13 protein-coding genes are annotated in these 10,891 nt (G+C 42.2%); 11 read left to right on the top strand and 2 right to left on the bottom strand.

What is annotated here, in order from left to right:
- The first annotated feature begins 166 nt into the window (after positions 1-166).
- Genes B5J94_RS08700 through B5J94_RS08680 form a run of 5 tightly spaced genes read left to right on the top strand, consistent with a single transcriptional unit; the run spans position 167 to position 3,622 of the window.
- Positions 167-1,204: a DUF2931 family protein gene (locus B5J94_RS08700; protein ID WP_062501190.1), complete on the top strand. Its 1,038-nt coding sequence runs from the start codon at positions 167-169 to the stop codon at positions 1,202-1,204.
- A 9-nt stretch (positions 1,205-1,213) separates the two neighbouring features.
- Positions 1,214-1,930, top strand: coding sequence for a hypothetical protein (locus tag B5J94_RS08695; protein ID WP_062501188.1), 717 nt, complete (start codon positions 1,214-1,216; stop codon positions 1,928-1,930).
- The gene (locus tag B5J94_RS08690; RefSeq protein ID WP_062501186.1) at positions 1,896-2,441 is read left to right on the top strand and encodes a phospholipase effector Tle1 domain-containing protein; all 546 of its coding nucleotides are present in this window, start codon (positions 1,896-1,898) and stop codon (positions 2,439-2,441) included. Before B5J94_RS08695 ends, B5J94_RS08690 begins: the two co-directional genes overlap by 35 nt.
- 47 nt (positions 2,442-2,488) lie before the next feature.
- Positions 2,489-3,121, top strand: a complete 633-nt coding sequence (locus B5J94_RS08685) for a hypothetical protein (RefSeq protein ID WP_143821944.1) — start codon at positions 2,489-2,491, stop codon at positions 3,119-3,121.
- A gap of 18 nt (positions 3,122-3,139) precedes the next feature.
- On the top strand, positions 3,140-3,622 hold the full coding sequence (locus B5J94_RS08680; protein ID WP_062501181.1) for a hypothetical protein: 483 nt from the start codon (positions 3,140-3,142) through the stop codon (positions 3,620-3,622).
- A 93-nt stretch (positions 3,623-3,715) separates the two neighbouring features.
- Here the strand turns inward: B5J94_RS08680 and B5J94_RS08675 are convergent, their stop codons facing one another.
- Both B5J94_RS08675 and B5J94_RS08670 read right to left on the bottom strand, forming a co-directional pair.
- Positions 3,716-4,216 carry a hypothetical protein gene (locus B5J94_RS08675; protein WP_079364069.1) on the bottom strand — a complete coding sequence of 167 codons (501 nt, stop codon included), beginning with the start codon at positions 4,214-4,216 and terminating at the stop codon, positions 3,716-3,718.
- 164 nt (positions 4,217-4,380) lie between these two features.
- On the bottom strand, positions 4,381-5,511 hold the full coding sequence (locus B5J94_RS08670) for a PAAR domain-containing protein (protein WP_079364068.1): 1,131 nt from the start codon (positions 5,509-5,511) through the stop codon (positions 4,381-4,383).
- A gap of 154 nt (positions 5,512-5,665) precedes the next feature.
- Between B5J94_RS08670 and B5J94_RS08665 the strand changes: the two genes are divergently transcribed.
- The 6 genes from B5J94_RS08665 to tssL all read left to right on the top strand — a co-directional run bounded on the left by B5J94_RS08665 (position 5,666) and on the right by tssL (position 10,886).
- On the top strand, positions 5,666-5,980 hold the full coding sequence (locus B5J94_RS08665; protein WP_062498956.1) for a hypothetical protein: 315 nt from the start codon (positions 5,666-5,668) through the stop codon (positions 5,978-5,980).
- Positions 5,981-6,445: 465 nt separating this feature from the next.
- Positions 6,446-6,874 (top strand): hypothetical protein, encoded by a 429-nt coding sequence (locus tag B5J94_RS08660; protein ID WP_062498957.1) that lies wholly within the window; start codon positions 6,446-6,448, stop codon positions 6,872-6,874.
- On the top strand, positions 6,864-7,472 hold the full coding sequence (locus B5J94_RS08655; protein WP_062498958.1) for a hypothetical protein: 609 nt from the start codon (positions 6,864-6,866) through the stop codon (positions 7,470-7,472). The genes B5J94_RS08660 and B5J94_RS08655 overlap by 11 nt, the downstream gene beginning before the upstream one ends.
- Complete coding sequence (gene tssJ, locus B5J94_RS08650; protein ID WP_062498959.1) at positions 7,459-8,202, top strand: type VI secretion system lipoprotein TssJ; 744 nt, start codon at positions 7,459-7,461, stop codon at positions 8,200-8,202. Before B5J94_RS08655 ends, tssJ begins: the two co-directional genes overlap by 14 nt.
- 33 nt (positions 8,203-8,235) lie before the next feature.
- Complete coding sequence (gene tssK, locus B5J94_RS08645) at positions 8,236-9,570, top strand: type VI secretion system baseplate subunit TssK (protein WP_062498960.1); 1,335 nt, start codon at positions 8,236-8,238, stop codon at positions 9,568-9,570.
- Positions 9,571-9,626: 56 nt separating this feature from the next.
- On the top strand, positions 9,627-10,886 hold the full coding sequence (tssL, locus tag B5J94_RS08640) for a type VI secretion system protein TssL, long form (RefSeq protein ID WP_062498961.1): 1,260 nt from the start codon (positions 9,627-9,629) through the stop codon (positions 10,884-10,886).
- Positions 10,887-10,891: the final 5 nt, after the last annotated feature.

Here is a 10,891-nt window from a genome sequence, read left to right as displayed (position 1 = left end):
TTGGAAAGAGGTCTATTAAAAGATATTGATGGTAATATATTAGCAAACGAGCGTTACAAGATTGTCAGTAAATCAGGCGAAGTATTTTATGGTGTCACTGACAAAGATGGACAGACCGAGCGTATCTTTACAGGTGGCTTGACAGACGATTTGGAGGTATTTTTAGATGACCGATAACATACACACAGACGACACACTCACCAAACTCATGTGGAACACCCAAGTGTTCGCTCCCACACACTACCCGATAGAGCTTGTGGCAGGAGAGAGTTTTTGGTTCTTTGATGAGATGGGGGATGAGCGAGTGGGCTTTTATGCCCAAGCTGGCGGTGGCTGGCGTAACGGTGCGGTGGATACCATCGGTGGTTCGCCCAGTAGCCCGACATTTTTACCTGTTGGTGTCAAGCTCATGTGGCTATCCTTTGCAGAGTCCTGTTTTTATCATACGGCTGTGTATCTACCCACGGACAAGCTACAGCAGTTGGCACAGCAGACACTCACCACGCACGAACAGGTCGTCAAAGGTTTTATTAACATCCAGTTTGCCATCGCCCCAAACGGCTTTGTGAGTTTGCGGGCAGGTTTTGCCAACCACATACAGGAGCTTGCCACATATGAGGCAGAAGTGGCGAATGCATCATGGGAGTTTTTTGCACTGACCAACCACTTTGACCCCAGTAGGATGACCATGTCAGAGTATGTCGCCACATACTCTGACATGGTACCACCCACCATCTTGGCACAAATCGAGCAGGGCAAGCTACCCGACCGTTGGCACAGATACAGCACACAGCGATTTGCATGGCATCTAGCCTGTGATGTCAGTCCAGTGGTGTATCATGTCGGCTATGTCAATGGCGAGATAGCCACATATGACACACAGACACCAAAAGACTCAGCCATCCCCAGTCCTGCTCCTGCATGGCTCTCACTGTTTTTCAAAAAACAGGGCAAAAGACACCATGCGATGATAAACCTATCCAAGCACAGACAGGGCAGAACCGAACAGCCCGATGATGACGTGGCGATTTTTGAGGTGTTTAGAGGCTTTTTTAGCTCAAACAGACCTACCGCATTGGTGGTCAATCTCACCACGGACATGACAGATAACGTGTTTTTGACCAACGGACACAAAGAGCAGATACTAGACGCACAGATAACCACAAAGGCACTCAGTGATGATGAGTACACTTGGTTCAGATAGGAGAGACACATGGAGCAAACCAGTACAAATACAGAACAAAGCCCACCAAAAAGCATCGGCAAAGGCACAAGTAACCCACAAGACGGCTCATCGGTAGAATGTACCGTCAACTATTTGGAGATAAACGTCTTTTTTGACGGCACTTGGAACAGTCGTTATAATAGTGATAGGTATAATGACCCTGACAAAGTTCACGGTGTTGAGGAAACCATTAGTAAAGGAGAGAACCAAAAAAAGACCCGTCGTCCATTTGATGGGGACACCACCTATGCCGAACGGCTACTCAAAAAAGAGTACAACGGCAATAACACCAGCTTTGCACGAGCTCCCACAGGTGTAGACCAACTGGCACGAGCTTTTGGTGGTAATGAGCGTATGGTGGCACTGTATGTCGATGGTGCAGGTGCAGTAACACCTCATAAAGCCAGAGAGCAAACCAATCCTTTGGTTCCTGCCAAGCATTCTGATTATGACCCAAAAAATGCCCATTACAGTCTTATCAAACAAGACTTCTCAGGTGATAGTATGATTGGCTCTGGTCTGGGCATGGGCGATAGCGGTGTTTATGGCAAACTTCAGCAAATGTTTAGAAAGATATACAATGTCATACAACAAAAGAGCCAAGCCATAGAGATTGACCAAGTCAGCTTTAATGTCTATGGTTTTAGTCGGGGGGGCTGCCACCGCTCGCATGTTTGTCCATCGTGTGCTAAACTATGGACATGACAAGGACATCACCAAAGAGGTGGATAAGCTACTAAACGAAGAGGAGCGGTATGTCAATGAAGGTCCCTTTGACCGTATCCCAGACAGGGACAGACCCAGACCATCAGCCCCAGCGTTGAGTTTTATACAAAAAGACAAAGATAACAAACCAGTCATGCAACTTAAAGTAAAGTTTGTCGGACTCTTTGATACCGTCAGCTCCATCGGGCTAAACCACGATGACGATGTCAAAGACGAAAAACAAGGGCTTATCTTTGGCTCACGCAGACCCATCCAAGTCGTCCACATCGTCGCAGGTCATGAGTTCCGCCAAAAGTTTGCCACCACCACCATCGCTGAGTGTGTACAGCAAGGCTGTGGCTTTGAGGTTGTCATCCCTGGTTGTCATACCGACATCGGGGATGGGTTGGAGACAAGGTGGAAGCAAGATAAAAATGAAAAGACGGATGAAAAAAATGGGAGCTTAAACACGTTGACGACCCCACCACCATCTGCCAAAAATACAACCTAGCCAGTGCTCCCTTTGCCCTACTGACCAAAATCAAGCTGTTCTCTCCTTTGGTCTTCTCCCAAGTGGTACAAGCCGAAGAAAAAGCCCTGATGGAGCTACAACGGGCAGATTTTGATGAAGTTATTAATATTTTATCTAGGCAAGGTTGGTTTGATAAAAACAAAAGGGAGATTTGGCGAGATGACAGCGGTTGGGATAAATTAAAGATGGATAAGATTAAGGTACATAGAAAGTTTGATAATGGCAAAGACAGGGTTGATGACATTTCCAAACACTACCCCAAAGTCGCCACCAAACTCATGTTTGACATCATGAAAGACCTAGGCATTCATCACTCATATCAATTCACCAAATATGACATAAACACCTTTGATGGTGATACAATGCTACAAGGACTTTCCAAAGACCTGATTGATAAAGCTTGGGAGAAATACCAAAACTTTAAAACCAACAAAGCCAAATACTTTATTGATAATGATATCATCAATGGCACACAAGAGGGCAAAGAGTACTATGTTGGTATTAAAGACGCAAACAAAAGCAAAATCCTATTTCACGACTACCTACACTGGTGTAGCACCATGAAAAGAGACCCAGCCAGTCTCTTACTGGCTTATGTCAGTGTCCCCCACATCAACCCACAAACCAACCAGTTCTACCGAACTGTCCATCAAGGCTAAATCACAAGGAGAAATATCATGAAGCCTTTTAACATCTTTCTTATCATCATGCTAACCCTATCATCCCTAACCCTAACCGCCTGCGACCCATTTAAAGGTCTAAGAGGCTATGGACAAGAATCAGGAGCAAATGGAAAATTTAAAGGATTTAAAAATGCTAGGGGGGGGAATGTGTCAAAATGTACAGGAAGTACTTTGTCAGCAGGAACAGGCTCATCTTATCTAAGCTATCACGGTCTCCCCCTAGAAATCGGTGGTAACTTTATCTGCGATGGCGACACCCCCAAACTTCCCAAAGACTGTCAAGGTCGGGAGATTCGTAGTGAAGCAGAATTAAATGCCTACACCACAAAACACCAATTACCGCAAGGAACGATTGTTTATGATTGCAGTACTGGCACACCAAAAATCCCTGCTGAATTTATGCCTATGATGAAGAGATTGGAGGCAGAAAAACCCACCTGCAAAGACAGCCGTGGTCGTAAACGTCCTTGTGTATAATTGTGGTATGATGTGGGGTATACAACTACAGTTATAGACTTACCATTTGAGCTTTCTTGGTTAAATCATGTTTATTTTAAGGGCAAGTGGCAATTATTTTTGCGTCCAGTCCTGATTGGTGCATTTCAATTGACCACCAGTCTCCCAAAAATGCGATTTTCTAGTTTTAACCAGTCGTGTTGTTCCTTTTTGGGATTTTAGGACGCAAAAGCTTGCCTTATGATAATGATAACGGTATTTTTTCATATCTTCGGCGGCGACTTTTATATATATTTCATAGGAGCTATTGTGAATAAATTTATGTGAAACATCATAGCCATAACTGATACAATGACCATTATAATGAAAATTATTTTCTTGTAATGGCAGTAATTTTGGGTCTTCTCCCCCCATATCCCTAAGATAAAAACTACTGATTTCTTTATTGGCATTTAGACTAAAACAGGGATAATCATCCACCAAAGAAATCAACACTTCGCCATCTTCTTTACTAAGATTAACAAATGAATTGGCATAACCCATTGAAAGAGAGGATAGTGTCATTAAAATAATAAAAAACTTATACATCATTGTGTTTTGGTAAAAGTGCTGCATCTTTTAGATTCCTATCAAATTTAGCTATAATCATTCTAATATCTGCAAGCTGAGAGGCATTTAAGTTGATTAAACCATGTGCAATATTAACATAAAATCTCTTTCCAAACTAAAAATAAACCCTTATAAGTATTGGGGTTGAAGTTTTTAAAAATCCATAAAAATCAGGGTTTGGAAAGAAGTCTATAATAATCTGCAACGATAGAGGCTTGCTGCTCCATATTAAAGTCAGATAAGTCTTGATTGGATTGAACTTTAGAAAGATACTCATAAGCATTGGCTACTGGATAACCATCATGATGTATATAATTTCTATTCCCGAAATAACCCCCTTTGAGTGCAATAATAATACCATTTAAAAAAGGCGAGTAACCTAATTGGTACTGCCATACATGGGCCATTTCATGAACAAAAAGATTTTTTGAAGAAATAACATCCGGAAATACCCTGCTAGGTGAAGTATAATCCTCTTCGTAAATATCGTCAGGAAAATGAATGGTGCCAAAGGGTGTCATGGCAGTTTGACTGGGTTGAAAGATTGGGATAAATCGTCCATGATGAATCTTAACTTTATCATAGTCAATGCTGTCTTTAAATATCGGCATGACAAGCTTACGCTCATTTGCGGTAAGCCCTCTATATTTACCAAAAATAAGTTGCAATATTTTCTTTGAAATGCCAATCAGTGAATTGGTAAGTAGAGTAGGCTGACTTTGGTATTGATTGATAGGCAAATCATACATGGCAATCTCTGCACTTGCACTACAGCAGTCCCCTTGGGAGGGGGGTATAAGTACAGGATAACTAATTTCTACCAATTCCAAGGCGGTATCTGCCTGTATACGCTCTGTACAACCCTCATCGCAGGTTACCCCCTTAATGATAGAACCATCGGAAAATTTGAGTTCATATACCATGCCTGTAAGCAATGTACCGTCTTCACTTTGCAGGACAAACTGTTCATCAAACAAAGGTGTGGCAGAATCGGTGTTGCTGGAAGCTTTGTGAGCAGCACCCTTACCTTTTGTTATTTCTACCACAAACTGTGATTGCGAGGCAATGAGTTTGGCACCACAAGCAGTCATCATGCCATCTAATGCTAAAGATTTGCCAAAGGTATTGGCACTAGAGGCGCCTTCAATAATAGGAAAGGTACCTCGGCATTTTGGGCAAGTAACCATGTCGCCCATACAAGCGCCTGTTTTTCCATAAATATTTAAATTAGAGGAGGCGGTGATGACTGTACCACCATGTGTCGTAGCATCACCTTGTCTTATGGCAGGACAAACGGACATAATAATTACTCTCTATAAACTTTCGATATGATTATCGTATCATTAAACAAAGTTGATATCAATCATGTTTGTGGCACACTATCGTAAAAGTTAGCTTGCTCTGTGTTTGTATATTGAGAGAGCCGTTTCTCAAGACTAAATAAGGAGAGACCTTATGAAAACCAAAGCCATGCTTATTTTATCAATCCTTTTATCATCATTTACCCTAACCGCCTGCGACCCATTTAAAGGTCTAAGAGGCTATGGTCAAGAAGCAGGGGCAAATGGTAAATCAAAGAGATTTAAAAATGCTCGAGGTGAGGCGAGGTTTGATTGTCAAAAAGGATTTATACATGCTCATGAAGGAAATAGCTATCCAGAAAAACACGGTCTCCCCCGTGAAATCGGTGGTAACTTTATCTGCGATGGCGACGCCCCCAAACTTCCCAAAGACTGCCAAGGTCGTGAAATCCGTAGTGAGGCAAATTAAATGCCTTTACAACCAAACACCAATTACCCTTAGCTTTAAATGACTTTATTTGTAAAAATGGTGTTCCTACCATTCCTGTTAAAGATTTAGAATACTGGAAACGCCATGAATCTATCATGCCCACCTGCAAAGACAGCCGTGGTCGTAAACGTCCTTGTGTATAATTGTGGTATGATGTTGCCATCATGTAGGGGTTATACAAACCCCCTACACTCACGCTCGTACAGTCAAAAAAGGAGGATTGGGGCGAACGTTTTAACCCAAGTGTGGCTGTATAAATTTTAATAGTAATTGTTGTTATTTTGTTCTAAATGATGTATGATTTTATAGGGTGATTTAGACATCTATTTGATGTGGTCGGGTGGCTTCTTTTGTTTGATTTATTATGAGCATAGCAACGTTGATGATTGGTGAAGTATGGTTAAACGCAAAAATATATTAGGAATATTGGGTTGTGTGCTATGTATGACGACCGCACACGCCAACACTGGGGCATCAGAAGATAAGGCAAGGCAGTATGCTCGCCAAGCCATTTTTGAGAGCTTAGCAGAGGCAGATAGAGAGCTCACCGCAGAGGAGAGACAGGTTGAGGATGAGATTATCAAGGCGTATTTGATTTTGCAAAAGGAGCATGAGCATTCACTGACACAGTTACAAATGGCTCAGACCCCACCAACCACAGACAGTCACAACAATGAACTGCTGGCAAAAAAATTATTAGAACTCAAACAGTCAATGCATGAGTTTTTTTTGGATAGAAATTTTGGCATGGAGCATCGTTCTGCTTTGGTTTATCCTGATGATTCACCCGATAAGACAGCAGTGGATGATGAGACATCAGAAGGTCAGACGAACCAGACCAACCATGAGAATGACAAGGCAGATGAAAAATAAGTTAATGTCCCAAAGCTTTACACGCAGTTGGGTTTTACTGCCAAAGATGATGTTGCTAGGACTGCTGACGACATCGACCATCGCAGTGGCTGACCTAGATGATGAATACTTTATTGCCCATCAAGTGGCTCAGTCCCATCAAATCCCAGGTCTTCTAAAAGGCGATACCGAGACTCTGGTCAATGAAGCGCTTGCTGAGCTTATCAAAACCCATAAGCAAAAAGAACTTATCAAACAGTACCATGAGGACAAAGCGACTTCATCCATGCTAAAACAGAGCATGGCAGAGTCGGTATCTTCATCTGAGTTTGACTCTTGGTTGAATGAAAAAATCGCCACCATTTACATGGATTTGTATGATGTGGCACAGCTTAGACAGATGTACAAAGACAGCCGCACCCGAGGCGACGTAGATAAGCCCTCTGATGACATGACGGTTTATTTGTCACAGTACATTCAGTCAAGTCTCTCTTATGAGCATAAAAAAGAACTTCAAGAGCAGTTATTTTTAACAAAACTCAAAGAAACCACCAAAAACATCTTAGACCAACATGCCAAGCCTGATAATCCAGATAAGGATGATGATGAATATTATTAAACGCACAAAAGGTCTGTGGGCTATCTTGCTACCCATGATGGCTCTGTATGGCTGTGCTTCTTTGCCGTCAAGTGATGACAAAGCACCCTCTGAGATTGACGTGATTTTGATGTCTGACGCCGACATCAACGAGGATATATTGGGTGTTGCTTCACCTGTTCGTCTGACATTATTACAGCTAAGTTCTGAGATACAGTTTAGACAACTGCCACATATGATGAGTGATGACAAATCCTATGGCGAGCTTTTGGGTGGAAGCATGCTTGAACAGACTGATGTCACCCTAAGACCTGATGAGCTTTTAGAATTCAAGCTTCCCCTAAATGACAAAACCAAATACCTAGGAGTGGCGACAGCTTATCGTGATGAGTCAAATGATTGGAAGCAATCCCTGCAAAAGCAGGATAAACGCTGGTATCAAGTCAGGGACAATCATTTTTTATACTTGCATGTTCAGCCACAGGGCGTGGTTCAGTTATCCAAACAAGAAGCTTTGAGCAAAATGCTTGCCTTTAAACTCAAAGAGCAGGGCAAGAGCATGGAGGATTTTAAAAAACTCACCAAGCGTGAGCAAGACAAAGCATTAAAAAAACTTGAAAAAGCACTTGAAGAATCCGCACCTGCTGACATGTCAAAGGGTTATTTTTCATCACCCAAGCCAAAGATGGATGCGGTTGATGTCTTAGGGGATGGTAAAACTGCTACGGATAAAGCATTGATGGCGGATTGATGTGATTTTGATATTTCTACAAGAGGTGAGCGTATGATTGATTTTAAGGTTGTTTGGGGAGAAGGTACGTTAATCTCACCTCAGCATTTTCAACAGCAAGAGCGTTATTTTGAGACACTGATTAATAATTTTGCACTCAATAAAAACCATCATTGGGGTTTTAAAAACTTGGATTTTAATGAATCCGCCAAGGAAATGGGTATTTTGGAAGTGGCACAGGTCAGCGGTTTTTTTAAAAATGGCTTGTATTTTGAAGAGACTTCTCAAAGCTGTCCAAGATTAAAGATAGAAATTCCGCCAAACATAGAATCCGAAACCGTGTATTTGGCATGGTCAAATGAGTCTGTATACCAGCAAAACTATGCCATGATTGATGATGCTGATGGTATAAATGCTCAGTATATCCTGCACGGTATTGAGCTGTCAGATGTCACCGAATTAAATTCTGCCAAAAGACAGGTCGTCGTTGCCAATAAAAACTTGCGTTTGGTGTTATCAAGCCAGCTTGGCGATGGCATGATTCACCTGCCTGTTGCCAAGATTTTATCAAGCAACGCTAACGGCGAGTATTTTCTAGACAAGACATTCATTCCGCCATTTTTGAACGTGAACAAAAATGAGATTCTAGCCAACCATCATCAAGAGTTGCATGGCATATTAAAACAGCGTATTCAATCCTTGACCGGGGTTTTGACCAACCCATCTCTAATGACAAGTAATGATGTTAGAGACTTCCTGTTTTTACAGACCCTCAATCGCTATCAGGCTTATATGCACCATACCGCCACATTGCCTGTGATACATCCTTGTGAATTATATGAAAGTTGGTTAAAACTCTATGGTGACCTAAGCACGTTCGAGCCAACCAAAATGAACTTGGCATTGCCGAGTTACCACCATGACAATCTCAAAGAATGTTATGCTGAACTCATGGCGTTGCTAAAACAGGCTCTGTCGATTGTGCTAGAACAAAAAGCCATTCTCATTCCGTTTGAGATGACTGATGAGACGACCCGAGTTGCTATTACACCCGATAAGTCACTGCTTAATAATTGCCGTTTTGTATTGGCGGTGAATGCCAATATCCAGCCGGAGGCATTAAGACAGACGCTGCCAGCGACCATCAAGATCGGCTCTGTTGAAAAAATAAAAGATTTGGTGGCTTATCATCTGCCTGGGGTCAAGGTTAATGCATTGGCAACAGCACCCAGAGAGCTCCCATATTATGCAGGGTTTAGCTACTTTGAGCTTGATAAGACTTCTGAGTTGTGGGCGGATTTGCACCAATCATCAGGCATGGCACTACATCTGGCGGGTGAATTTCCAGAGTTGCAAATTGAATTTTGGGCAATCAAACCTGTTTATTGATTAAACAGACATGATAAGTTAAGTTGTGATAATAATGTATTTAAACAGGACAAATCATGCAAGCGGTCAGATTTGAAGAAATTGAGACAGGATTATCCAGTCAGCAGAGTGCCTCTATCAGTGCTGATGACAGCAATCCTTTGGTAAAATCAGCCATCCCCTTGTTTGCGATAGCCTCTCAGATGAAGTACTACTATAGCAATCTAGGGAGTGCAGAAGTATTAAAACATCTAAAAGCACAGATTGAGGCTTTTGAAGAGCAGTCTGAGGGCATGGGTGTGCGTTATGAGACGGTTCGTGCTGCCAGATATTGTTTATGCACGTTGCTTGATGAATTTGCCGCCAAGCATGGTTGGGCGGATCAAGAGTGGATGGCAAACAGTCTATTGGTCACGTTTCATAGTGAGACGTGGGGTGGCGAGCAGTTTTTTGCCATGTTGGATAAAATCAAGGCAGAGCCCCAAAAGAATCTTAACTTAATTGAGTTTATGTACTATTGTTTGGTTATTGGGTATATGGGTAAATATCAAGTACTCAATAATGGACAGGTCAGCATTCATAACCTCAAAAAAGAGCTAGAAAAACTCATCGCCAAATACAAGTCATTGCCCTCATCGCCATTGTTGATGGATAGGCCATCAGCAGGCGAGCTAAGCGGTATTAGAAATAAGGTGGTGCCTATTTGGGTGATGGCACTGGCTTTTGGTTTGCTGTTATTGGGGCTTTATAAAATCTTTGATTATCAGCTTACAAACAGAACAGACAGCATCAATCAATCCATACAAGCACTGACCATTCCCGTCAAGCAAGAAACGCCCGTTGCAAGCACACAACCAAGAAGGCTGACACCACTACTCAAAAATGAGATTGAAAGCGGGCTTATTGAGGTCAGTGAGACACCAACAGCAAGCAAGATTACCATCTTGGGTGATGAGCTGTTTGCCTCAGGCTCAGACAAGATAGAAGATAGATTTTTCCCTGTATTGGCAAGTGTGAGCCAAGCCCTAAATATCGTCCATGGTCAGATTATTGTTTCAGGCTATACTGACGATAGACCAATCAGTAGTTCGGCTTACCCCTCTAACTGGCACCTATCACAAGGAAGGGCGGATGCAGTTAAGCAGATTTTGCTCAGATATATTGAAGATGCTTCTCGAGTGCGTTCTGAGGGTAAAGGCGACCAAAATCCTGTACTGCCTAATGATTCTGAATTAAACAGAGCGAAAAATCGCAGAGTAGAAATCATTGTGTATTTGGATGAAGGTTCGCCATTGCTAAAAGATACCGAAGGCACGCAAATTAACACAATACAATAATGGGG

The sequence above is a fragment of the Moraxella lacunata genome (genome assembly GCF_002027545.1).
GTDB lineage: Bacteria > Pseudomonadota > Gammaproteobacteria > Pseudomonadales > Moraxellaceae > Moraxella > Moraxella lacunata.
This window is presented reverse-complemented; position numbering and strand designations above follow the sequence as displayed.